Genomic DNA, 22,843 nt, shown 5'->3' with positions numbered 1-22,843 from the left:
AATGGTCTTCTGGATGCGGGCAGCGCCCATCGCCATGACAGCCATCGGTCACACCTCCTGGTCGTTCTCGGCTCGGAGCGCCGACGGAGGAACCGCCGGACGCAGCAACGCGGCCACCTTAGCGGGGGCGTTGAGTGCCGCGCCAGGCATTTTCCGCGCCCAGGGCTGACGCACGCTCAGCCGCCGTGGGGGGTCGGCCGCCCTACGGGGCCCCAGAGCTCAGCCACCGTCCGGTGGCTTGCGCGTACGGGTCCAGCGGATCAGCTCGTCCGCTGTCCAGGTGTTGATCACACGCTCCGCGGGCACGCCGCACTCCTCGGCGCGGGAGCAGCCGATGATCTGCCAGTCCAGCTGGCCGGGTGCGTGGGCGTCGGTGTCGATGGCGAACAGGACGCCGGCGTCGAGAGCGAGGCGCAGCAGCCGCAGGGGCGGATCGCGCCGTTCGGGGCGGCTGTTGATCTCGACGGCGGTGCCGTGTTCGGCGCAGGCGGCGAAGACGCGGTCGGCGTCGAACCGTGACTCGGGACGCGTGCCCCGCCCGCCGGTGACGAGACGTCCGGTGCAGTGGCCGAGCACGTCGGTGAGGGGGTTCTCGATCGCGCGCAGCATCCGCCGGGTCATGGCCGGGGCGTCCATGCGGAGCTTGGAGTGGACGGAGGCGACGACGAGGTCGAGGCGGTCGAGGAGTTCGGGTTCCTGGTCGAGCGTCCCGTCGGGCAGGATGTCGCATTCGATGCCGGTGAGCAGCCGGAAGGGCTTCCATTCCTCATTGAGGCGCTCGACGAGGTCGAGTTGGGCGAGCAGTCGCTCGGCGCTCAGGCCGCGGGCCACCTTGAGTGTGGGCGAGTGGTCGGTGAGGACGGCCCATTCGTGGCCGAGTTCCGCCGCGGTGCGGCCCATTTCGTCGATGGGGCTGCCGCCGTCCGACCAGTCCGAGTGCAGATGACAGTCGCCGCGCAGGGCCGCGCGCAGCCGCGCGCCGCCGTCGGCGAGCGGCGCGGCTGCCTCCTCCTCCAGGCGGCGCAGGTACGCGGGGACGCCGCCCGCGAGTGCCTCCTCGGCGACCTTGGCCGTCTTGGGACCGACGCCCTTGATGTCGACCAGCGTTCCGGCCGCCGCGCGCCGGGCGATGTCGTCGTGGTCGAGTTCCGCGAGGGCCGCGGCGGCCGTGCGGAAAGCGCGTACGCGGTAGCTCTCGGCGAGTGTGCGCTCCAGCAGAAAGGCGACGCGGTCCAGTGCTTCGGCCGGTTCCATGACACCTCCCAGGTCCCCTGCTCAGTGAACCCCTGCGCCGCGGAACAGTCCAACGGACGAGTGACGAAGGCGTGAACTCACCTCCACCTTTCAATCAATGCTTCAAGTATTGGTTTTCCTTGCCTCTTCTTGATCAACTACCGCGAACGGCTTTCTTCGGCCGTTTCGGCGCGCTACTGAACCGCTGGTCAGCGCCGAAGTCGCAGTCACAACCTGCCCGCACCAGGTCACAGGGGGTGACTGATTCCGATAGTCACGAGTGGGCGTTCCGGCGTGTGGTGAGCAAGACTCCGCTCCGACCTCACCGTCCGATTTCCGGCACCATCATCCAAGGAGTGTTCGTTATGCGGTACATCGCCAGAAGCGCCGTCCTCGCCACCATGGCGCTCGGGATCGCCCTCGCGCCCGGCACGGGCAGCGCGGGCGCGGCACAGACCGGCTCGCAGAGCCTCTACGCCCCCTCCGCGCTCGTGCTCACCGTCACCGCGGGCGAGGACGCCCTGAACGGCAGTGTGCTCCGCGCGGTCACCCTGAGCTGCGCGCCCACGGCGAGCGGCACCCACCCCGACCCCGGGACCGCCTGCGCCGAACTGCGCGCCGCCGGGGCCCGCTTCGACGCCATCACCACCGCGGACAGCGGCGTCATGTGCACCAGGCAGTGGGATCCGGTGACGGTCACGGCGGACGGCGTGTGGGACGGCAAGCGGGTCAGCTTCGCGCACACCTTCGGCAACGCCTGCCTCAAGAACGGCGCCGACGGGGTCGTCTTCGGCTTCTGAGCCCCGCGCGGGGATAAGGGCGGCCACGGCGCGTGCGCGCCGTGGCCGCCCGTCCGTGGTGGCCGCCCTTCCGTGGTGGCCGTCCGCCGCATGCGGCGTCAGGCTGCGGCGTCAGGCTTCCGGAGTCAGGGCCCTGGCCTCGGGGCCACTCGGAGCACGGCCTCGGAGCGCCGGCCTCGTGACCCCGGTGTCAGGCGCCCGGGGTTTCAGGAGCCTCGGTCTCAGGTACCCGGCGCCCAGGGGCCTCGGCGTCAGGCTCCCGGCACCAAGGCCCGCCTTAGGTGACCGGCCGCTGCTCCCCGCGTCAGGCCCGCGCCGCGAGGGGCCGACCTCGGTCACCGGGGCTCAGGCCTGCGCCTCAGGCCGGCCGTCGGTCCCCGGTGCAAGTCCGGCGGCTCAAGGCGCCCGGAGTCAAGGGCCCTGACGTCGGGGCCACTCGGAGCACGGCCTCGGAGCGCCGGCCTCGTGACCCCGGTGTCAGGCGCCCGGGGTTTCAGGAGCCTCGGTCTCAGGTACCCGGCGCCCAGGGGCCTCGGCGTCAGGGAGCCGCGCCGAGGCCGCCCTTGGGTGACCGGCCGTCGGTCCCCGCGTCAAGCCCGCGGCTCAAGGCGCAAGCCTCAGGCCGCGGCTCAAGGCGCAAGACCTCCGGCACCCGGCGTCAAGCCCCCGGCCTCGGGTGCCTGTCGTCGGGTGCCCGGCCTCAGGCGCCCGGAGGCACCCGCGCGGGTCGGCCGGAGCCGCGGGTCAGCGCGTGGCCGCCGATGCCGGCGAGTGCCGCAAGCACCGCTCCCGCTCCGGTCCACAGCCAGCGGTCGGACCACCGTCCGGACGCCCACGAGAACCCCTCGTCCGAGGCCCGGTCCGATACCTCCTCCGCATCGCCCGCCTGCGCCGATGCCGCCGAGACGCCCGGCAGCAGCGGCTCGGACAGCGTGCCGTCGACCGCGTACGCGCCGCCCATGTCCTTCGCGGCCGCCTCCACCTCGGCGCGCACGGGCAGCCCCATGTCCTGCTCGGGCGCCTCGGTCAGGGTCAGGCGTACGTAGTAGCTGCCCGGCAGTGGGTCGTTCGCCCACGGCTCGGCCAGTGCCCGTACGGTCCGCAGGGTGCAGGACAGTTCGACCGAGGCCGCGCCGACGGCGACCGTACGCGACTGCATGCCGTACATGCAGGGCTGGCGGCGGCGCAGCCCGTCGTAGACGTCGATCCGCCAGGTCGAGGCGCCGTGCCGGGCGGCGGCGTCGGGCAGGGCGACCTCGGCCCTGACGGTGGCGCGCTGCCCGGCGTCGGCCGGGAAGACCCAGTACAGGTAGTCGCCGCTCGACGCGCTCGCCGTCGCCTTCTGGCCCTGCGCGATCGCCGTCGCCGTGCGGAACGTGGTGCCGGCGTCCGTCGGGTTCTTCTCCCCCGCCGACGGGCTCGGTGACGGTCCGTCCGCGAGCGCCGTGCCCGCGGCGGCGACCAGCGATGCGGCAGCCAGCGCTCCGGCCGCCCATATGCCTGCTCTACGCATCAGTTGGTCCTCCAGACGGCGACGCGCCAGCGCGAGATCCAGCCCCACACCAGACCGGCGGCGAAGCCGGTCAGTACGAGCAGTCCGACGAGCCACCAGCCGCGGCCCAGGCCGAAGGAGGCGACGTCCGCCGCCTCGTCGGGGGCCTCGACCACGTCGACGGTGAGTTCGAGCGGCAGACCCGGTTCCGCCGGGACGCCGGGGGCCGCCGAGAAGGAGTTGCCGACCTCCAGGCACACGGTCTCGGCGGCCGGCTTGACTCCGTCGTCGTCCTCGGCCTGGGCCTTGGGGTAGCGCAGGCCGGTCGAGATCAGATCGGTGCGGCCGTCACCCGCCTCGGAGCCGCGGACGATCTCGCGGCCGTGCACGGTCACGGCGCGCATCAGGACGCCGTAGTCGTTGCGGACGGCCCGGTCGGCGGCGACGCTGACCGAGGCGCGCAACTCCTGGCCGGGCAACACCTCGACGCGGTACCAGCGGTGCTCGCCTAGCTTCTCGCGGTCGGTGTACAGGCCGGGCACGAGCCGGGGCGCGTCCGCGCACGTGGCGGCACCCTCGGTCGCCACGGGCGTGACGACCGGCTCGGCCGCGCGATCCACCAACTGGCTGACCCGCTCGGAGAGTTCGTCGGTGTGCCGGACCGAGGTGTAGGTACCGCCGGTGGCCTCGGCGATGCAACTGAGCTGAGCGCGCGTCTTGGCATCGGGGACCAGGCCCAGCGTGTCGATGACGAGGTGGATGCCCTTGGCCGCGATCTCGCGCGCCACTTCGCAGGGGTCGAGCGGTGCGCAGGTGTCCTCGCCGTCGGTGATGAGGACGATCCTGCGGGTGGCGTCACCCCCTTCGAGGTCGTCGGCCGCGCCGAGCAGGGCGGGGCCGATCGGGGTCCAGCCGGTGGGCGCGAGGGTCCCGATCGCCGTCTTGGCCTCGGTGCGGTCGAGCGGGCCGACGGGGTACAGCTGCCGCGTGTCCTTGCAGCCGCGTTTGCGGTCGTCGCCCGCGTAGTCGGCGCCGAGCGTGCGGATGCCGAGCTCCACCTCCTGCGGCACGGCGTCGAGAACCTCGTTGAACGCCTGCTTGGCGGCGGCCATCCGGCTCTTGCCGTCGATGTCGCGGGCGCGCATGGAGCCGCTGACGTCGAGCACCAGCTCGACCTTCGGGGGCTCTTTCGCGACCGGTTCGCCGGCGGCTGCCGGCCCCGCCGGGAGCAGCCCGGCGGCCAGGGCCGCGAGCAGGGCGCAGGCCCCGATCGCCGACCGTCTTCTTATGATCATCCGCGGATCGTATGGAGGATCGGCCCCGGAGCCAAAACGGATGAGTGATGGCCTCGTTGAGCGGTGTCGCCGGACGTGCGGCGTCTGCCGCCGAACCGTTCGACGAGCTCTCCCTCAGCGGTGTCCGCCGGAAGTGGGATGCCTCCTGCCGAGCAGTTCGGCGAGTCCGCGCCGGGTCGCCGCCACCACGACCCTGTCCTCGGATCGCAGGACGTAGCCGGGGTGGAGGTCCCAGACGAGTCCGGTGGTGTTCTCGTCGGCCGAGCGGCGGGCGGTGGCCAGGTCGGGGAGCCGGTCCCCCGGAGCCGTCGCGTCCAGGGCGATCACGCGCCAGCGTCCCGGGCGGAACGCCTCGGCCACCGTCAGCCCTTCGAGCCGCGGCTGACCGGCGACCTCCACCGCGGCGAACAGCAGCACCTTGCGTTCGACCGGGATCGCACCGAGGATCTGACGCCCCATCATGGCACCGGCGAAGGCCGGGGCCGCCAGGCTGGAGACACTGCGGCTGCGGGTCAGGGCGTCGGGATGCGCGGCGCGCAGGCTGCGGTAGACGGCCCCGGCGAAATCGTCGTCGTAGATGCGCAGGGCGACACGGAGATCGGGCTTGGCCGAGCGCCCGTACAGGGCGGCCTCCAGATTGGTCGTGTCGACGCTGGTGAGCGCGAGCAGGGCGTGCGCCCGGTGGATCTTCGCGGCCTCCAGTACGCCTTCCTGGGTCACGTCGCCCATCACGGTCGGCACCCGCAGACGCCGCACCAGCGGGATGCCCCGCGCCTCGGGGGCCTCCTCGACGCAGACCACGGGAATGCCCAGTTCCCTCAGCTGCATCAGCACCCTGGTGCCGATCTTGCCGAGACCGAGCAGGACGACATGACCGGACAGCCCGCGGGGCGGGCGGCGCAGCGAGGAGGCGGTACGGAAGGTGCCGAGGGCCTCCAGCCCGGCCGCGACCGTGAGCGGGAGCAGCATCAGACCGATGAGGCCGGTGAGCAGTTGGAGCACCTGGCGATCGTCGTCCTTGCCGTGGGCCGGGTCCCCCATGCCGAACAGGTCGAGCAGGATCAGGTACGTCGCGTGCAGCGGATCGTCTCCGGTGGTGAGCCAGGTGGCGACGCCGAGCGCGACGACGGCGGCGCCGAGACCCGCGAGGGACCAGCGCAGCCGCCGCGAGAACAGCCGGCCGATCGGTGCGCCCCGGCCCGACAGCGGTCCGGGACCGCGGCCGGGCGCCGCGTGCGAGATGGCTTCCAGCACGACCGTGCCGCGTCCTGTGGCCTCCGCGACCATCCGGTCGTCGGGGAGCAGCCGCGGGCCGTCCTGGCCGCTGCGGTCCGAACCCTCGGCTCCCGCCGGGTCGTTGGTGGTCGACGACAGCAGCGCCAGGGTGCACAGGTCCGGGTCGGCGACCTCGCCCCGGGCGGGCGGTGTGCGTTCGACGGCACGCAGCAGGAGGCCGTCGGCCCGTACCACCTTGCTCGTCCCGGCGACCGCGGTGGCGGCCAGCGCGGGCGCGGCGGTGTCCGCGTCCGACAGGACGGTCGTGGAGGCGTCCAGTTCCGCGGGGCCGATACCGGGGGCGGCCAACGCGGCGACCTGGTCGAGAAGTTGCTCGAGATGCTGGCCCAGTTTGCGGTTGTAGAGCCGGATCACCAGCCGCAGACGGGGGTTGAGGCGCCGGGCGGCGAGCGCGGCCCGGATGTTGGTCTCGTCGTCGTCGTGGACGAGCGCGAGGGCCGCGGCGTCGCCGACCCCGGCCTCCAGCAGCGCCTCCTCGTCGAGTTCCGGTGCCTCCAGGACGCGCGGGAGGTCGGCCGGCGGGGTGTCACCGGGTGCGACGGCGGGGCCGACCGCACGGGTCATGGCGGCCGACACCCGCCCGAACAGGACGGAGGCCCTGACACGCCCCGGCGACGGTTCGGCGCCTCTCGACGAGCCCGCGGCCGGCACGACGAGCGTGACGCGCTCCCGGTAGACCTCGCGCAGCTCGGCGGCGAGCCGGTGCCCCAGGGTGTCGTCGCCACACACGATCATGTGGCCGGAACGGGTGGGCAGTTGCGTCTGATGCGGGAAGGCGGCGGTCACACCCCATAGAGTGCCGTGCGCGATCACGCGGTTTGCGACCGGGGCCCGTCGGCTGCGGACGGGGCGCATCGGCTGCGGACGGGGACGAGCAGGCTCGGTCTCGCCGGGCCACGGCCTGACAACCGGGGCCGGGCAGCCACACGGAAGCGGTCGGGACCGCGACCTCACACCCGGCCGGGCAGCCACACGGAAGCCGCTGAGTCCATGGCCTGGCGCGACGCGGCGCGGGGCGGCCGCGACCCGACACGACGCGACGCGACCGCGACCCGAGGCCCGAGGCCGGAGGCCCGTTCCGGGCAGCTACGCGGAAGTCGTGGGCAGCGACACCTCGAAGCGGCAGCCGCCGGAGACGTTGCGCACATCGGCATGGCCGGAGTGCGCCTCGACGATGCCCCGGACGATCGCGAGGCCGAGGCCGGCGCCGGCCGGGGGCGTACGGGCCTGGGAACCGCGCCAGCCGGTGTCGAAGACCCGCGGCAGGTCCTCCTCGGGAATGCCGCCGCAACCGTCCGTGACGGACAGGACCACCCAGTCCTCGCGGCGCTCCGCGGCGACCGCGACCGTGCCGTCGGCGGGGGTCCGGCGGATCGCGTTGACCAGGAGGTTGGCGAGTACCCGGGTCATCTCCTTGCCGTCGACCTCGACGGGCAGCGGCTCGACGGCGTCCCCGACCAGCCGCACGCCGTGCTCCCTGGCCAACGGGTGGGCGCCGGCGAGCGCCTCCCCGACCAGGTCGTACACGGACATCCGGGTCGGTGTCAGCGACAGCGCGCCCGCGTGGATGCGGGAGAGCTCGAACAGGTCGCCCACCATGGCGTTCAGCCTGTCGACCTCGGTACGGATCTGGCGGAAGTACCGCTCCGGGTCCTGGACGACACCGTCCTCCAGCGCCTCCGACATGGCGCGCAGCCCGGCGAGCGGCGTGCGCAGGTCGTGGGAGATCCAGGCGACGAGTTCGCGCCGGGAGGTCTCCAGGGCGCGTTCGCGCTCCCGCGAGGCGGCGAGCCGCTCACTGGTCGCGGCCAGCTCCCGGCTGAGCTCGTCGAGTTCGGCGGTCGACGAACGGCCCGGCGCGGCGAAGGAGCCGCCGTCACCGAAGGAGCGTGCCGCGCGGGCGAGTTCCCGGCTGCGGGCGACGACCCAGCGGCCCAGCAGCAGCGCCGTGGCGAGCGAGACGACGGCGGCCATGGCCACGACCATGGTGACGACGGTCAGGTCGTGCGCCGACAGGAACATGGCCTGGGCGACCGCCAGGGTCCCGGCGAGCATCGCCGTGACGGTGACGGCTGCGACGACGGTCAGCGACACGGCCACCGAGCGGTGGCGCAGGACCCGTAGCACCAGGGCGCCCGCCATCCCGGCGGCGGCCGCGCCCAGAAGGGCGTACAGGGCGATGAGCAGCATGTCCCGCACCGCGGTCAGTCCTCCTCGGGCACGTCGAAGCGGTAGCCCACGCCCCATACGGTGTGGATGAGACGCGGCCGGGCCGGATCGTCCTCGATCTTGCCGCGCAGCCGTCGCACATGGACGGTGACGGTGGACAGGTCGCCGAACTCCCAGCCCCACACCTCCTGCATCAGCCGCTCCCGGCCGATGGCTTCCCCCCGGTGCCGCATCAGATGGGCGAGGAGGTCGAACTCGCGCAGGGTCAGGGACAGTTCACGGCCGTCCTTGAGCGCGCGCCGGGCCGCCGGGTCCAGTTCGACGCCCCCGGCCGCGAGCACGGGACCACCGCGCCGCGCCCGCGCCGCGCCGCCGCGCCGCAGGACGGACTCCACGCGGAGCACCAGCTCGCGCGGGCTGAACGGCTTGGTCACATAGTCGTCGGCGCCGATTTCGAGGCCCAGGATCCGTTCGTCCTCGTCGCCGCGCGCGGTGAGCATGATCACGGGCACGGACGCCGCCGTCACGTCGGCGCGCAGGCGGCGGCACACCTCAAGTCCGTCCATGCCCGGGAGCATCAGGTCCAGCACGACGAGATCGGGCCTGCGCCCCGCGGCCAGCCGCAGCGCCTGGAGCCCGTCGGCCGCATGGTCCACGGCGAAACCAGCGCGCTCCAGATATCCGGTGACGACCTCGGCGACGGTGGGATCGTCGTCGACGACCAGAATCGTGTGCATACGCCCAGTGTCCTCGCCTCCGGCACCGTCGCGGGAGCGGGCCGCCTTACGAATCCATGACGGCGGGGCGCTCATGACGTGGGGCCGCGCTCGCCGGCCGACCACCGCCGTGGCCCGCCGCCGTGGCCCACCGCAGTGGCCCGGGGCCGTACCTGCCGGGCGGCAACCGCTGGGTGGCCCCAAGCAGAGCTCGCGGGCGAGCGCACCGCGACCACCACCGTGACCCCGTGGGGCCCAACGCGCCCCCGCCCGCCGACCGCCACGTACCACCGGCCGCCCAGCGCGCCCCGCCCGCCAACCACCGCCGTACGCCCCCCGCCTGGCGTGACCGATTCGTTCAAGACCGCCGCGCGGCCGCCGCCCTACCGTGGCGCCATGACTCCACGATTCGACGCCATCGGCCTCGTCGTCTCCGACATGGCCGACTCCCTCGCCTTCTACCGCCGCCTCGGCCTGGACATCCCCGCCGGGGCCGACTCCGCCCCGCACGCGGAGGCGGTCCTGCCCGGCGGGTTGCGGGTGCTGTGGGACACCGAGGAGACCGTCCGCTCCTTCGATTCCGGCTGGACCGCCCCGTCGGGCGGGGAGCGGACCGGGCTCTGCTTCCGCTGCGAGGGCCCCGCCGAGGTCGACACCCTCTATGAAGAGCTGGTCTCCGCCGGGTACCGGGGCCACCTCAAGCCGTGGGACGCGGTGTGGGGGCAGCGTTACGCGGTGGTGCTCGATCCGGACGGCATGGGAGTCTCCCTCTTCGCGGATGCCGCGTAGGCGCTGAGGGTGGTCCCGGCCAGGGCGCGCATCTCCCGGGCGAGGTGGGCCTGGTCGGCGCAGCCCGCCGCGAGCGCCGCTTCGGCGTAGGGGACGCCCCGGCGCACCAGGGCGAGCGCCCGCTGGAGCCGAAGGATGCGGGCGAGCGTCTTGGGGCCGTAGCCGAAGGCGTCGAGGGAGCGCCGGTGCAACTGGCGGGTGCCGAGTCCGGCCGCGTCCGCGGCGGCGGCGACCGTGCCGCCGGCATCCAGGTGCCGGACGATCCGCGCGTACAGCGGGTCCGGCTGCGGTGTGTGGGCGGCACGGGCCAGCGCCACGGCCTCCAGCCCGACGGCCGGGTCCGTGGCGTCGCCGACGCGCTCGGCGAGTGCGCGCGCCTTCGCCGCGCCCCACAGGTCGGCGAGCTCGACCCGCCGGTCGCGCAGCTCCTGGGCCCGGACGCCGAAGAACGCGGGAGCGGCGCCGGGTGCGAACCGCAGGCCCGCCCAGGCCTCCCCGGCTCCGCCGCCCGGGTGGTACGCCGTGGTGTCCGGTCCCGCGACGAGCAGCCGGCCCTCGTTCCACAGCAGGTCCATGCAGCCGTCGGGCAGCACCGGATGCACGAGATGAACCGGGCCGTCGCGGCGGTCCGCGGTCCTGGTCCAGGAGACGCAGCCGTCCAGCCGTGAGGGCCGTTCCTGGTACATACGACCGAGGATAGGGGCGCCGCCCCGGCTGTCACCTGCGGTTGTCGCGCCCGTTGTCCCCGGCATCGTCCCGACCGGGCTCCCGCCCAGGGTCACGCGGCTGCTGCCTGCCGTTGTCGCGACCGTTGTCCCTGGCCGTGTCCCGCCCCGTGTGCAGGCGCGACTTCACGTCGTCCGGTGGCAGGAACTTCGACCAGCGCTCGGGGAACTCGGACGGCATGTCGCCGCCGCCCTCCTCCTCGTCCTCGTCCTCGTACACATGCGCGGCCCTCGCCCGCGCCAGCAGCTCGGCGGCGTCGGCGGCGCGGGCCCGCTCGTTGGCGGCGCGGGCCGCGGCCGTGGCGACCGAGGGCCAGACCCGGTCGATGGCGGCGTTGACGGCCGCGCCGACGAGCACGGCGAAGGCCGAGATGCCTATCCACAGCAGGAACGCGATGGGTGCCGCGAGCGAGCCGTAGATGGTGGGGCCCTCGACGGTGCTGGTCAGGTAGATGCGCAGCAGGAAGCTGCCGACCACCCACATCCCGAGCGCCACGAGTGCGCCCGGCACGTCCTCCACCCATGGCGAACGCACCGGCACGGACACGTGGTACAGGGTGGTGAGGAAGGCGATGGAGAGCAGGATCACCACCGGCCAGTAGAGGAGCTCGACCACCTCCGTGCCCCACGGCATCAGCTCCACGACCCGGTCCGGGCCGACGACGGCGAGCGGCAGCACGACCGCGCCGATCAGCAGGGCGATGATGTAGAGGAGGAACGCCAGCAGCCTCGTCGCGACGATGCCGCGCTGCCCGTCCAGCCCGTACATCACGGTGATGGTGTCGATGAAGACGTTGACCGCGCGGGAGCCGGACCACAGCGCGATGGCGAAACCGATGGAGATGAGGTCCGGCCTGCCGCCGTGGGTGACGTCCTCCAGCAGCGGTTTGGCGATGTCGTTGACGCCCCGGTCGGACAGCACGGTGCCGACGGCGGTGAGGATGTTCTCCTCGATCGAGGCGACGGTGGTGGTGTTGGTCCAGTCGTCGATGTAGCCGAGCAGGCCCAGCAGGCCCAGCATCAGTGGCGGCACCGACAGCAGCGTGAAGAACGCCGCCTCGGCGGCCAGGCCCAGGATGCGGTACTCGATGCAGGAATTGACGGTGTCCTTGACCAGCAGCCATGCCATCTTCCGCTTGGAGACATTGCGGTAGAGGACTCGCGCTCGGTGGAGCCGCCCATGGGGCCGCCCGGGTGTTTCATTTGCTGCCTGCACCTCCTTACCGTATCCGCATGGCAGACAGCACCCACACAGTGACCAACCAGGCCCCGCCCCTGGTGGGGTACGACGTCTACACCGCCGATCGTGCTCTGACGGAGGCGGTCGAGCGGCATGTCGCGCCCGAACTGCGGGACGTGGCGCACGAGGAACTGTCCGCCCTCGGGCAGACGGCGGGCTCGTCACAGGCCCAGGAATGGGGGACGCAGGCCAACGAGAACCCGCCGAAACTGCGCACCCACGACCGCTACGGGAACCGGATCGACGAGGTCGACTTCCACCCCGCCTGGCACCGGCTGCTGGGCCACGGCGTCTCCGCGGGCCTGGTGAACGCCTGGAACCGGCCCGCCGGGCATGTGCGGCGGGCCGCCGGATTCCTGGTGTGGACCCAGGCCGAGGCCGGCCACGGCTGTCCCCTGTCGATGACGCACGCCTCCGTGCCCGCTCTGCGCACGGACCCGGCGCTCGCCGCGGAGTGGGAGCCGCGGCTGACGTCGACGGTGTACGAGCAGGGCCTGCGCCCGGCGGCCGAGAAGGCCGGTTCGCTGTTCGGGATGGGCATGACCGAGAAACAGGGCGGCAGCGATGTGCGCGCGAACACCACGCGCGCCGAGCCGCTGGCCGCCGACGGCGAGTACGTGCTGACCGGTCACAAGTGGTTCTGCTCCGCGCCGATGAGCGACGGCTTTCTGGTCCTCGCCCAGGCGGCAGGAGGGCTGACCTGCTTCCTGGTGCCGCGGGTCCTCGATGACGGGACGCGGAACGTCTTCAGGATCCAGCGGCTCAAGGACAAGCTGGGCAACCGGTCCAACGCCTCCAGCGAGGTCGAGTTCGACCGGACCTGGGCGAGGCGGGTCGGCGACGAGGGCCGCGGGGTGCGGACCATCATCGAGATGGTGGCCGCGACCCGGCTCGACTGCGTCCTGGGCTCGGCCGCGCTGATGCGGCAGGCGGTGGCCCAGGCCGTGCATCACTCGGCGTACCGCAGCGCTTTCGGCGGGCTGCTCATCGACAAGCCGCTGATGCGCAATGTGCTGGCCGACCTGGCGCTGGAATCGGAGGCGGCGACGACGCTCGGGCTGCGGCTGGCCGCCGCGTACGACGCCGCCGCGGATGACGCCGGGGAGCGGGCGTTCCTGCGGCTCGCGGTGCCGGCGGCCAAGTACTGGGTGACCAAGCGGTGCACGCCGGTGGTGGCCGAGTCCCTGGAATGCCTGGGCGGCAACGGCTACGTGGAGGAGTCGGGCATGCCCCGGCTGCTGCGCGAGTCGCCGCTGAACTCGATCTGGGAGGGCTCGGGCAACGTCCAGGCGCTCGACGTGCTGCGCGCGCTGCAGAGGGAGCCGGAGGCGCTGAACGCGTTCCTCAAGGAGGTCGGCACGGCGCGGGGCGCGGACCACCGGCTGGACGCGGCAATCAAGAACCTGCTGACGGAGCTCGCCGATCTGGAGGGCATCGAAGCGCGGGCGCGGCGGCTCGTCGAGCGCATGGCGCTCGTGCTGCAGGGCTCGCTGCTGGTGCGGTGGGCCCCGCCGGAAGTGGCCGACGCCTTCTGCGCCTCGCGGCTGGGCGGCGACTGGGGGACTGCGTTGGGGACGCTGCCGCACTCGCTTGACCTGGCGTCGGTGGTGGAGCGCGCCCGCGCCGTGGTGTGACGCCGAACGGGCGCGGACCGGGGTGAGGCCACCGGACACGGACCGGGGTGACGTCGAACGGGCGCGGGCCGTGGTGCGACGGCCCGCGCCCGTGACGTTTGTTGGGTGGTGCTGCGCCGACACGGCACCACCCCCACACCGGCGGACCGGTGCTCCGTCACCTTCATACAGGCGCACGTCCGTTCGCGACGGTTGCAAAGGGTTGCATCCTTGTATGGCATATGGCAGCGCGTTGTGCCCGAAGAGGGGGAGGATGGCGGGACACGCCCCAGGCCACCCCCCGCTCCGGACGCTGGCGTCACCGAGGAGGCCCCAGTGCAGAACGCAACGCTCGACCTCGCAAGGCTCGCGGCCATGGACACCGCGGAGGCCAGCAGGCTGCTGAAAGGCGTACGGGACGCGGCGCTCGCCGGACGCCGGCCGCAGGTGGGCCCCCGCACGGAGATCGACGAGTCGTGGCAGCGGATGCTGCGCGGCGGGGTGGATCCCGACCGGGACCGCAGGGCGGGCCTGCTGCCGCTGGAGGAGATCGAACGCCGCAGGCTGGCCTCGCCACTGCTGGACGTGCTGCCGGTGCTCCGCGACGGTCTGGTCTCCATCGCGGAGGCGGCGCACCACATCATGGTGATCTCGGACGCGGAGGGCCGGCTGCTGTGGCGGGAGGGCAGCGCGGCGGTGCTGCGCAAGGGCGACGCGCACGGCTTCGTCCTCGGCGCGGACTGGTCCGAGAGCGTGGTCGGCACCAACGGCGTCGGCACTCCCCTGGTGACCCGCCGTCCGGCCCACGTGCACTCGGCCGAGCACTTCGTCGCCACGCACCACACCTGGACCTGTGCGGGTGCCCCGCTCACCGATCCGCGCGACGGGAAGCTGATCGGCGTCGTCGACATCAGCGGGCCGCTGTCCACCATGCATCCGGCGACGCTCGCACTGGTCACCTCGGTCACCAAGCTGGCCGAGGCCGAGCTGCGCAACCGCCATCACGAGGCGCTGGACCGGCTGCGCAGTGCGGCGGTGCCGCTGCTGGGCCGGATCGGCGGCCGTGCCGTGGCCGTGGACGGCAACGGCTGGCCGGCCGCGGTGGCCGGGATGGCACCGCCCGGCAGACTGGCGCTCCCCAAGTCGGTGCGCGCGGGGCGGCTGTGGCTGCCGTCGCTCGGCATGTGCTCGGTGGAGCCGCTGCCGGGCGGCTGGCTGGTGCGGGTGGACGAGGAGAACGCCGGGCCCGTGGTGCCGGGGCGGGTGGTGCTGGACCTGAGCCGGCCGCGGCGGCCGTCGGTGCGGGTGTCGGGCGGCCTCGGCAGCTGGGCGTACGAGCTGAGTCCGCGCCATGCCGAGCTGCTGTACCTGCTGGCGCTGCACCGGGACGGGCGCAGCGCGGCGCAGCTGGCGGAGGACATCTTCCAGGACCGGACGCGGACGGTGACGGTGCGGGCCGAGATGTCGCGGCTGCGGCGGTATCTCGCGCAGGTGCTGGCACACCGGCCCTACCGGTTCGCCGAGGACCTGGAGGTGGAGGTGGTCACGCCGCAGGAGCCCGGTGACCTGCTGCCGCACTCGACGGCCGCGGCCGTACGGCAGGCGCGGGCGGCCTGACCCCCGCACGGCGGGCACGACCGGGCCCGACCACCGCACACCGGCACGACCACCGCACACCCGGCACCACCGACCCCACAACCCGGCACCACCTCACCCCCGGCACCACCGACCCCACCACCCCACACCCGGCACCACCGGCCCCGCGCCCGGCAGGAGCCGCCCGAAACCGGCGCTTGGCCGGATCTCGGCGGCGTGGTTGTCTGGCGCGCATGAGCATCACTGTGACCACGTGGTCCCTCCACCAGACGTCGCCCGCCGATCAGCTGCCGGCGTCCCTGCCCGAGGGGGACGTACGGATCGTGCGGGCGGAGGTTCCCTCGCCCGAGTTCAGCCGCTTCCTCTATACGGCCGTCGGTGGCGACATCTGCTGGACGGACCGGCTGGGGATGTCCTACGCCGCCTGGCAGGAATGGCTGGACCGTCCGGGCGTCGAGACATGGGTGGCGTACGACAGGGGCACTCCGGCGGGCTACGTGGAGCTGGAGGCGCAGGACGACGGCGCCGTGGAGATCGTCTACTTCGGGCTGATCCCGGCGTTCCGCGGCCGCAGGATCGGCGGGCATCTGCTGTCGTACGGTGTCGCGCGGGCCTGGGACCTGGCCGACCGCTGGCCCGGTCTCGCGCAGACGAAGCGGGTGTGGCTGCACACCTGCTCCAAGGACGGCCCGCACGCGATGGACAACTACCTGCGCCGTGGCTTCACGCTCTTCGACACCAAGGTCGACGAGGAGGCGGACGACGGGACGGCCACCGGCCCCTGGCCCGGCGCCGGCGTCTGAACGCCCCCTCAGCGGTGACCCATGACACACTGTCTCGCGATGCGGGACAGTGTTGTCCACATTTTGGATGTCGGTGGACTGAGTCCAAACTCCCATGACACGCTTCCGTCATGTCTAGCACTGGAATTGCCTTGGTGAGTCGGCGGCACGTCGACCTCGGCCGCATGTCCAGCGCCATCTGTCCGGCCTGCTGACAGCCCAGCACAGCCGCGCTTTCCCCTTCTTCACCACCGCCCTGCGCACCGTCGCGCCCTCGCCGCGAGTGTGCAGCTCAGAGCCGCCCTCCTGCAGTCTCGAAGGACATACCGCCATGGCCGCCACCCCCGAAAAGCCCGTCCCCGCGACGCCCCGACGCAAGACCGGACGCCACCGCGGCGAGGGCCAGTGGGCCATGGGTCACCACACGCCGCTCAACGGCAACGAGCAGACCAAGAAGGACGACGACGGTCTCAATGTGCGGACACGCATTGAGACGATCTACGCCCACCGCGGTTTCGACTCCATCGACGGGGCCGACCTTCGCGGACGTATGCGCTGGTGGGGCCTGTACACCCAGCGCAAGCCCGGGATCGACGGCGGCAAGACCGCGATCCTGGAGCCGGAGGAGCTGGACGACGAGTTCTTCATGCTCCGGGTGCGCATCGACGGTGGCCGGCTGACCACCGAGCAGCTGCGCGTCATCGGCGAGATCTCGCAGGAGTTCGCACGCGGCACGGCCGACCTCACCGACCGGCAGAACGTCCAGTACCACTGGATCCGCATCGAGGACGTCCCGGAGATCTGGCGCCGGCTGGAGGCCGTCGGCCTGTCGACGACCGAGGCGTGCGGCGACACCCCGCGGACGATCCTCGGCTCTCCGGTGGCCGGTATCGCCGAGGACGAGATCGTCGACGGCAGCCCGGCCATCGACGAGATCCACCGCCGGTTCATCGGCAACAAGGACTTCTCCAACCTGCCGCGAAAGTTCAAGACCGCGATCTCCGGTTCCCCGCTCCTGGACGTGGCGCACGAGATCAACGACGTCGCCTTCGTCGGGGTCGACCACCCCGAGCACGGCCCGGGCTTCGACCTGTGGGTGGGCGGCGGCCTGTCCACCAACCCCAAGCTGGGTGTGCGCCTGGGTGCCTGGGTCCCGCTGGAAGAGGTCCCGGACGCCTGGGAAGGCGTCATCTCGATCTTCCGGGACTACGGCTACCGCCGGCTGCGCAACCGCGCCCGGCTGAAGTTCCTCGTCGCCGACTGGGGCGCCGAGAAGTTCCGCCAGGTGCTTGAGGACGAGTACCTGAAGCGCAAGCTGGTCGACGGCCCCGCTCCCGAGCAGCCCGTCGAGCACTGGCGCGACCACGTCGGCGTCCACCGCCAGCAGGACGGCCGCTTCTACGTCGGCTTCGCCCCGCGCGTGGGACGTGTCGACGGCGCCACCCTCACCAAGATCGCCGACCTGGCCGCGGCGCACGGCTCCGGCCGGCTGCGCACGACCGTCGAGCAGAAGATGATCGTGCTCGACGTCGCCGAGGACCAGGTCGACTCCCTCGTGGCCGGCCTGGAGGCGCTGGACCTGAAGGTCAAGCCGTCTCCGTTCCGACGGGGCACGATGGCCTGCACCGGCATCGAGTTCTGCAAGCTCGCCATCGTCGAGACGAAGGGCCGCGGCTCCGCGCTGATCGACGAGCTGGAGCGCCGGCTCCCCGAGTTCGACCAGCCCCTCACCATCAACATCAACGGCTGCCCCAACGCCTGCGCCCGCATCCAGGTGGCGGACATCGGTCTCAAGGGCCAGCTCGTCCTCGACGACGCGGGCAACCAGGTCGAGGGCTACCAGGTGCACCTGGGCGGCGCGCTGGGCCTGGAGCCCGCGTTCGGCCGCAAGGTCCGCGGTCTGAAGGTCACCTCCGAGGAGCTGCCCGACTACGTGGAGCGGGTCCTGAAGCGCTTCGAGGCGGAGCGCGAGGAGGGCGAGCGCTTCGCGACCTGGGCGGCGCGTGCGAGCGAGGAGGCCCTGTCGTGAGCGAGCGGGCCGCCCCCTTCTACTGCCCGTACTGCGGCGACGAGGACCTGCGTCCGAGCGAGCAGGGTCACGGTGCGTGGGAATGCGCGGCATGCAACCGGGCCTTCCAGCTGAAGTTCCTCGGGCTCCTGGCCCGGGGGCTCCAGACAGACAGCAGTGGGAGGGAAGAGATATGACGACTGTTCAGCAGGACCTCAAGTCCCTTGCCGAGCAGGCCGGACGCGACCTCGAGGACGCCTCCGCGCCGGACATCCTGCGGTGGGCGGCCGACACCTTCGGCAAGCGGTTCTGCGTCACCTCCTCCATGGAGGACGCGGTCGTCGCCCACCTCGCATCCCGCGTCTTCCCGGGCGTCGATGTCGTCTTCCTCGACACCGGCTACCACTTCGAGGAGACCATCGGCACGCGTGACGCCGTGGACGCCGTCATGGACGTCAACGTCATCACGCTGACCCCGCGCCAGACCGTGGCCGAGCAGGACGCCGAGTACGGCCCGAAGCTGCACGACCGTGACCCCGACCTGTGCTGCGCCCTGCGCAAGGTCAAGCCCCTCGAAAAGGGACTGACCGCGTACGACGCGTGGGCCACCGGCCTGCGCCGCGACGAGTCCCCGACCCGGGCCGGCACCCCGGTCGTCGGCTGGGACGAGAAGCGGCAGAAGGTCAAGATCTCGCCGATCGCCCGCTGGACCCAGGACGACGTGGACGCGTACGTCGCCGAGCACGGTGTCCTGACGAATCCGCTGCTCATGGACGGCTACGCCTCCGTCGGCTGCGCCCCCTGCACCCGCCGGGTGCTTGAGGGCGAGGACGTGCGCGCCGGCCGCTGGGCCGGGCGCGGCAAGACCGAATGCGGGTTGCACGGCTGATGACGAACACTCAGAAGGACCAGGAGACCAACGTGACCGGAGCCACCGTCTGGCTCACGGGTCTGCCGAGCGCCGGCAAGACCACCATCGCGTACGAGCTGGCCGGCCGGCTGCGCGCGGAGGGCCACCGGGTCGAGCTGCTCGACGGCGACGAGATCCGCGAGTTCCTCTCGGCGGGCCTCGGCTTCAGCCGCGAGGACCGGCACACCAACGTGCAGCGGATCGGCTTCGTCGCCGAACTGCTCGCCTCTCACGGCGTGACGGTGCTCGTCCCCGTCATCGCCCCGTACGCGGACAGCCGCGAGGCCGTGCGCAAGCGCCACCAGCAGGAGGGCACCGCCTACGTCGAGGTGCACGTCGCCACTCCGGTGGAGGTCTGCTCGGTACGCGACGTGAAGGGCCTGTACGCCAAGCAGGCGGCCGGCGAGATCAGCGGGCTGACGGGCGTCGACGACCCGTACGAGGAGCCGGAGTCGCCCGACCTGCGGATCGAGTCCCAGAACCAGACCGTGCAGGAGTCCGCCCAGGCGGTTCACGCGCTGCTGACAGAGAGGGGTCTCCTGTGACCACGAGTGTGCATGTCCTGAGCGAGGGCACCGACAGCCCTTACGCCCTCTCCCACCTCGACGCGCTCGAGTCCGAGGCGGTGCACATCTTCCGCGAGGTGGCGGGCGAGTTCGAGCGGCCGGTGATCCTGTTCTCCGGCGGCAAGGACTCCATCGTCATGCTGCACCTGGCGCTGAAGGCGTTCGCACCCGCCGCGGTCCCCTTCACGCTGCTGCACGTGGACACCGGGCACAACTTCCCCGAGGTCATCGAGTACCGCGACCGTACGGTCGAGAAGCACGGGCTGCGGCTGCACGTCGCCTCCGTGCAGGAATACATCGACGCCGGCAAGCTGCGCGAGCGCCCCGACGGCACCCGCAACCCGCTGCAGACCGTGCCGCTGACCGAGGCCATCCAGCAGCACCGCTTCGACGCGGTGTTCGGCGGCGGCCGCCGCGACGAGGAGAAGGCCCGCGCGAAGGAGCGGGTGTTCAGCCTCCGCGACGAGTTCTCCCAGTGGGACCCGCGCCGCCAGCGGCCAGAGCTGTGGCAGCTCTACAACGGCCGCCACGCCCCCGGTGAACACGTCCGTGTCTTCCCTCTGTCCAACTGGACCGAGCTGGACGTCTGGCAGTACATCCAGCGCGAGGGCATCGAGCTGCCGCAGATCTACTTCGCCCATGAGCGCGAGGTGTTCAAGCGGGCCGGCATGTGGCTGACCGCGGGCGAGTGGGGCGGCCCGAAGGAGTCCGAGACGACCGAGAAGCGGCTGATCCGCTACCGCACCGTCGGCGACATGTCCTGCACCGGTGCCGTCGACTCCGACGCCACCACGCTGGACGCCGTGATCGCCGAGATCGCCGCATCCCGGCTCACCGAGCGGGGCGCGACCCGCGCCGACGACAAGCTGTCCGAGGCCGCGATGGAAGACCGCAAGCGCGAAGGGTACTTCTAGAGATGACCAGCACCACTGAGCAGCTGGCCGAGCAGCTTTCGGCCACCACCCTGCTGCGCTTCGCGACCGCCGGGTCCGTCGACGACGGCAAGTCCACGCTGGTGGGCCGGCTGCTGCACGACTCCAAGTCGGTCCTCGCCGACCAACTGGAGGCCGTCGAGAGAGCCTCCCGGGGCCGCGGCCAGGAGGCTCCCGACCTGGCGCTGCTCACCGACGGTCTGCGGGCCGAGCGCGAGCAGGGCATCACGATCGACGTCGCGTACCGCTACTTCGCCACCGCGCGCAGGCGGTTCATCCTCGCCGACACCCCGGGTCATGTGCAGTACACCCGGAACATGGTGACCGGCGCGTCGACCGCCGAACTCACGGTGATCCTGGTCGACGCGCGCAACGGAGTCGTCGAGCAGACCCGCCGCCACGCGGCGATCGCCGCGCTGCTGCGCGTTCCGCATGTGGTGCTCGCCGTCAACAAGATGGACCTCGTCGACTATGCGGAGTCCGTGTTCGCCGCCATCGCCGAGGAGTTCACGGCGTACGCGCTCGAACTCGGCGTCCCGGAGATCACCGCGATCCCGATCTCGGCGCTGGCCGGCGACAACGTGGTGGACCCGTCCGCGAACATGGACTGGTACGGCGGCCCGACCTTCCTGGAGCACCTGGAGACGGTCCCGGTCAGCCACGACCTGAGCCACTGCCACGCACGGCTGCCCGTGCAGTACGTGATCCGGCCGCAGACCGCCGAGCACCCGGACTACCGGGGCTACGCGGGCCAGATCGCGGCCGGCACCTTCCGTGTCGGCGAGGCGGTCACCGTGCTGCCCTCGGGGCGCACGTCGCGCATCTCCGGCATCGACCTTCTGGGCAAGCCGGTCGACGTGGCCTGGACGACCCAGTCGGTGACCCTCCTGCTGGAGGACGACATCGACGTCTCGCGCGGCGACCTGATCGTGCCGAGCAAGGACGCGCCCCCGACCACCCAGGATGTCGAGGCGACCGTCTGCCACGTCGCCGACCAGCCGCTCACCGTCGGCCACCGCGTGCTGCTCAAGCACGGCACCCGCACGGTCAAGGCGATCGTCAAGGACATCCCGTCCCGGCTGACCCTCGACGACCTCTCCCTGCACCCCCACCCGGGCCGGCTGGTCGCCAACGACATCGGCCGCGTGAAGATCCGTACGGCCGAGCCGCTGCCGCTCGACTCGTACGCCGACTCCCGCCGCACCGGCGCGTTCATCCTGATCGACCCGGCCGACGGCACCACGCTCACCGCGGGCATGGTCGGCGAGTCGTTCGCGTCGCCGGAGCCGGTCAAGGACGAGGGCGACGACGACGGCTGGGACTTCTGACATGACCGACATCTTCAGGACCTTCGCCAAGGAAGGCGGCCGCATCGGCAGCGGCGTCCTCGGCGCGGGCACGGGCGGGGTGGCGCGATGCCGGCGATGACGTACGCGCACTGCTCGCGCGCCCGCACCCCCCGCACCAAGCACCGACGAAGACCGCCGACGCCCCGGCCGCGTCCCACCTGACGCCGAGGCCGGGCCACCGAGAGGACAGCCCACCCGTGCCAGCCATCCGCACCACCGTCCGTCGCAGCCTCGCCGCTGCCGCCGCCCTGCCCCTGCTGGCCGTGGCGCTCACCGCCTGCGGCTACGGCTCCCAGGCGAAGGACGAGAAGGTCGCTCACGCAGCCAAGGGTGAGAAGATCGGCGGTCTGGACACCGTCAAGCTCGGGTACTTCCCGAACCTGACGCACGCGACCGCCCTGGTCGGTGACCAGGAGGGCATCATCCAGAAGGAGCTCGGCGGCACGAAGCTGTCGACGGCGACCTTCAACGCGGGTCCGTCCGAGATCGAGGCGCTCAACGCCGGCTCGATCGACATCGGCTTCATCGGCCCCTCCCCAGCGGTCAACGGCTATGTGAAGTCCCAGGGAAAGAGCCTGCGGATCATCGGCGGCTCGGCCTCCGGCGGCGTCAAGCTGGTCGTGAACCCGAAGAAGATCAAGACCCTGGACGACGTCAAGGGCAAGAGGATCGCCACCCCGCAGCTCGGCAACACCCAGGACGTCGCATTCCTCAACTGGATCGCCGAGAAGGGCTGGAAGGTCGACCCGCAGAGCGGCAAGGGCGACGTCTCCGTGGTCCGCACGGAGAACAAGGTCACGCCGAACGCCTATCTGTCCGGCTCCGTCGACGGTGCCTGGGTGCCGGAGCCGACCGCGTCGAAGCTCGTCAGCGACGGGGCGAAGGTGCTGCTCGACGAGTCGACGCTGTGGCCCGACAAGAAGTTCGTCATCACGAACGTGATCGTGTCGCAGTCGTTCCTCGAGGAGCACCCGGACGTCGTCGAGGCGGTTCTGCGCGGCACGGTGAAGACCAACGAGTGGATCAACGCCAACCCGGACAAGGCGAAGGCCTCCGCCAACGCCAAGCTCCAGGAGCTCACCGGCAAGGCGCTGCCGCCGGAGGTGATCGACCCGGCGTGGCCCTCGATCCGCTTCACCGACGACCCGCTGGCCGCGACGCTCGACGCGCAGGCAGGGCACGCGGTGAAGGCGGATCTGCTGGAGCGGCCGGATCTCGCCGGGATCTACGACCTGCGGCCGCTCAACAAGGTCCTTGAGGCCGAGGGCAGGCCCTCGTTCGCCGACGCCGGGCTCGGCGTCAAGTAACTGCCCTATCAGCCGAGTTCCCAGG

The 22,843-nt window shown here is 72.1% G+C and carries 21 protein-coding genes; 13 read left to right on the top strand and 8 right to left on the bottom strand.

Going from position 1 to position 22,843, the window contains the following annotated elements:
• Positions 1-219: 219 nt before the first annotated feature.
• The gene (locus J7E88_RS02245; RefSeq protein ID WP_215176618.1) at positions 220-1,254 is read right to left on the bottom strand and encodes a PHP domain-containing protein; all 1,035 of its coding nucleotides are present in this window, start codon (positions 1,252-1,254) and stop codon (positions 220-222) included.
• Between the two features lie 344 nt (positions 1,255-1,598).
• Between J7E88_RS02245 and J7E88_RS02240 the strand changes: the two genes are divergently transcribed.
• Entirely contained in the window at positions 1,599-2,033 is a 435-nt protein-coding gene (locus J7E88_RS02240) for a subtilase-type protease inhibitor (RefSeq protein ID WP_215176616.1), read from the top strand.
• Between the two features lie 700 nt (positions 2,034-2,733).
• Here J7E88_RS02240 and J7E88_RS02235 read toward each other — a convergent pair.
• From J7E88_RS02235 to J7E88_RS02215, 5 genes are all read right to left on the bottom strand, one after another.
• Entirely contained in the window at positions 2,734-3,546 is an 813-nt protein-coding gene (locus J7E88_RS02235) for a hypothetical protein (protein ID WP_215176614.1), read from the bottom strand.
• Entirely contained in the window at positions 3,546-4,820 is a 1,275-nt protein-coding gene (locus J7E88_RS02230) for a VWA domain-containing protein (RefSeq protein ID WP_215176611.1), read from the bottom strand. The genes J7E88_RS02235 and J7E88_RS02230 overlap by 1 nt, the downstream gene beginning before the upstream one ends.
• Positions 4,821-4,934: 114 nt before the next feature.
• Complete coding sequence (locus J7E88_RS02225) at positions 4,935-6,851, bottom strand: NAD(P)-binding protein (RefSeq protein ID WP_215177406.1); 1,917 nt, start codon at positions 6,849-6,851, stop codon at positions 4,935-4,937.
• Positions 6,852-7,202: 351 nt separating this feature from the next.
• Positions 7,203-8,315: a sensor histidine kinase KdpD gene (locus J7E88_RS02220; protein WP_215176609.1), complete on the bottom strand. Its 1,113-nt coding sequence runs from the start codon at positions 8,313-8,315 to the stop codon at positions 7,203-7,205.
• Between the two features lie 5 nt (positions 8,316-8,320).
• Complete coding sequence (locus J7E88_RS02215) at positions 8,321-9,022, bottom strand: response regulator transcription factor (protein ID WP_215176608.1); 702 nt, start codon at positions 9,020-9,022, stop codon at positions 8,321-8,323.
• A gap of 375 nt (positions 9,023-9,397) precedes the next feature.
• Between J7E88_RS02215 and J7E88_RS02210 the strand changes: the two genes are divergently transcribed.
• Entirely contained in the window at positions 9,398-9,790 is a 393-nt protein-coding gene (locus J7E88_RS02210; RefSeq protein WP_215176607.1) for a VOC family protein, read from the top strand.
• Here J7E88_RS02210 and J7E88_RS02205 read toward each other — a convergent pair.
• On the bottom strand, positions 9,730-10,476 hold the full coding sequence (locus J7E88_RS02205; protein ID WP_215176606.1) for a helix-turn-helix domain-containing protein: 747 nt from the start codon (positions 10,474-10,476) through the stop codon (positions 9,730-9,732). The genes J7E88_RS02210 and J7E88_RS02205 overlap by 61 nt on opposite strands.
• A 31-nt stretch (positions 10,477-10,507) precedes the next feature.
• Positions 10,508-11,731, bottom strand: coding sequence for a YihY/virulence factor BrkB family protein (locus J7E88_RS02200; protein WP_215176605.1), 1,224 nt, complete (start codon positions 11,729-11,731; stop codon positions 10,508-10,510).
• Between the two features lie 17 nt (positions 11,732-11,748).
• On the opposite strand from J7E88_RS02200, the gene J7E88_RS02195 reads away from it, so the two are divergent.
• The 11 genes from J7E88_RS02195 to J7E88_RS02150 all read left to right on the top strand — a co-directional run bounded on the left by J7E88_RS02195 (position 11,749) and on the right by J7E88_RS02150 (position 22,818).
• Positions 11,749-13,389, top strand: coding sequence for an acyl-CoA dehydrogenase family protein (locus J7E88_RS02195; RefSeq protein WP_215176604.1), 1,641 nt, complete (start codon positions 11,749-11,751; stop codon positions 13,387-13,389).
• 315 nt (positions 13,390-13,704) lie between these two features.
• Positions 13,705-14,985, top strand: a complete 1,281-nt coding sequence (locus J7E88_RS02190; protein WP_308307238.1) for a GAF domain-containing protein — start codon at positions 13,705-13,707, stop codon at positions 14,983-14,985.
• 212 nt (positions 14,986-15,197) lie between these two features.
• Positions 15,198-15,767, top strand: a complete 570-nt coding sequence (locus J7E88_RS02185) for a GNAT family N-acetyltransferase (RefSeq protein WP_215176602.1) — start codon at positions 15,198-15,200, stop codon at positions 15,765-15,767.
• Between the two features lie 110 nt (positions 15,768-15,877).
• Entirely contained in the window at positions 15,878-15,961 is an 84-nt protein-coding gene (locus J7E88_RS37270; protein ID WP_310650533.1) for a putative leader peptide, read from the top strand.
• A gap of 116 nt (positions 15,962-16,077) precedes the next feature.
• Positions 16,078-17,775: a nitrite/sulfite reductase gene (locus J7E88_RS02180; RefSeq protein ID WP_215176600.1), complete on the top strand. Its 1,698-nt coding sequence runs from the start codon at positions 16,078-16,080 to the stop codon at positions 17,773-17,775.
• Complete coding sequence (locus tag J7E88_RS02175; protein ID WP_215176598.1) at positions 17,772-17,951, top strand: hypothetical protein; 180 nt, start codon at positions 17,772-17,774, stop codon at positions 17,949-17,951. Before J7E88_RS02180 ends, J7E88_RS02175 begins: the two co-directional genes overlap by 4 nt.
• Positions 17,948-18,643 carry a phosphoadenylyl-sulfate reductase gene (locus J7E88_RS02170; protein WP_215176596.1) on the top strand — a complete coding sequence of 232 codons (696 nt, stop codon included), beginning with the start codon at positions 17,948-17,950 and terminating at the stop codon, positions 18,641-18,643. The genes J7E88_RS02175 and J7E88_RS02170 overlap by 4 nt, the downstream gene beginning before the upstream one ends.
• The gene (cysC, locus tag J7E88_RS02165) at positions 18,625-19,209 is read left to right on the top strand and encodes an adenylyl-sulfate kinase (protein ID WP_215176594.1); all 585 of its coding nucleotides are present in this window, start codon (positions 18,625-18,627) and stop codon (positions 19,207-19,209) included. Before J7E88_RS02170 ends, cysC begins: the two co-directional genes overlap by 19 nt.
• Positions 19,206-20,144 carry a sulfate adenylyltransferase subunit CysD gene (gene cysD, locus J7E88_RS02160; RefSeq protein WP_215176592.1) on the top strand — a complete coding sequence of 313 codons (939 nt, stop codon included), beginning with the start codon at positions 19,206-19,208 and terminating at the stop codon, positions 20,142-20,144. The genes cysC and cysD overlap by 4 nt, the downstream gene beginning before the upstream one ends.
• 2 nt (positions 20,145-20,146) lie before the next feature.
• Positions 20,147-21,490, top strand: coding sequence for a sulfate adenylyltransferase subunit 1 (locus J7E88_RS02155; protein WP_215176590.1), 1,344 nt, complete (start codon positions 20,147-20,149; stop codon positions 21,488-21,490).
• Positions 21,491-21,708: 218 nt separating this feature from the next.
• Positions 21,709-22,818, top strand: a complete 1,110-nt coding sequence (locus J7E88_RS02150) for an aliphatic sulfonate ABC transporter substrate-binding protein (RefSeq protein WP_215176588.1) — start codon at positions 21,709-21,711, stop codon at positions 22,816-22,818.
• The last annotated feature ends 25 nt before the right edge of the window (positions 22,819-22,843 follow it).

This window comes from Streptomyces sp. ISL-10, from assembly GCF_018614575.1.
Lineage (GTDB): Bacteria > Actinomycetota > Actinomycetes > Streptomycetales > Streptomycetaceae > Streptomyces.
The sequence above is the reverse complement of the archived record's forward strand: the minus strand, read 5'-3'. Positions and strand labels throughout refer to the sequence as shown.

What these genes read in the sequence shown, in the direction of transcription:
- J7E88_RS02245 (WP_215176618.1), bottom strand. Translation starts at nt 1,254, where the DNA reads ATGGAACCGGCCGAAGCACTGGACCGCGTCGCCTTTCTGCTGGAGCGC.
- J7E88_RS02240 (WP_215176616.1), top strand. Translation starts at nt 1,599, where the DNA reads ATGCGGTACATCGCCAGAAGCGCCGTCCTCGCCACCATGGCGCTCGGG.
- J7E88_RS02235 (WP_215176614.1), bottom strand. Translation starts at nt 3,546, where the DNA reads ATGCGTAGAGCAGGCATATGGGCGGCCGGAGCGCTGGCTGCCGCATCG.
- J7E88_RS02230 (WP_215176611.1), bottom strand. Translation starts at nt 4,820, where the DNA reads ATGATCATAAGAAGACGGTCGGCGATCGGGGCCTGCGCCCTGCTCGCG.
- J7E88_RS02225 (WP_215177406.1), bottom strand. Translation starts at nt 6,851, where the DNA reads ATGATCGTGTGTGGCGACGACACCCTGGGGCACCGGCTCGCCGCCGAG.
- J7E88_RS02215 (WP_215176608.1), bottom strand. Translation starts at nt 9,022, where the DNA reads ATGCACACGATTCTGGTCGTCGACGACGATCCCACCGTCGCCGAGGTC.
- J7E88_RS02210 (WP_215176607.1), top strand. Translation starts at nt 9,398, where the DNA reads ATGACTCCACGATTCGACGCCATCGGCCTCGTCGTCTCCGACATGGCC.
- J7E88_RS02205 (WP_215176606.1), bottom strand. Translation starts at nt 10,476, where the DNA reads ATGTACCAGGAACGGCCCTCACGGCTGGACGGCTGCGTCTCCTGGACC.
- J7E88_RS02195 (WP_215176604.1), top strand. Translation starts at nt 11,749, where the DNA reads ATGGCAGACAGCACCCACACAGTGACCAACCAGGCCCCGCCCCTGGTG.
- J7E88_RS02185 (WP_215176602.1), top strand. Translation starts at nt 15,198, where the DNA reads ATGAGCATCACTGTGACCACGTGGTCCCTCCACCAGACGTCGCCCGCC.
- J7E88_RS37270 (WP_310650533.1), top strand. Translation starts at nt 15,878, where the DNA reads ATGTCTAGCACTGGAATTGCCTTGGTGAGTCGGCGGCACGTCGACCTC.
- J7E88_RS02180 (WP_215176600.1), top strand. Translation starts at nt 16,078, where the DNA reads ATGGCCGCCACCCCCGAAAAGCCCGTCCCCGCGACGCCCCGACGCAAG.
- J7E88_RS02170 (WP_215176596.1), top strand. Translation starts at nt 17,948, where the DNA reads ATGACGACTGTTCAGCAGGACCTCAAGTCCCTTGCCGAGCAGGCCGGA.
- cysC (WP_215176594.1), top strand. Translation starts at nt 18,625, where the DNA reads ATGCGGGTTGCACGGCTGATGACGAACACTCAGAAGGACCAGGAGACC.
- J7E88_RS02155 (WP_215176590.1), top strand. Translation starts at nt 20,147, where the DNA reads ATGACCAGCACCACTGAGCAGCTGGCCGAGCAGCTTTCGGCCACCACC.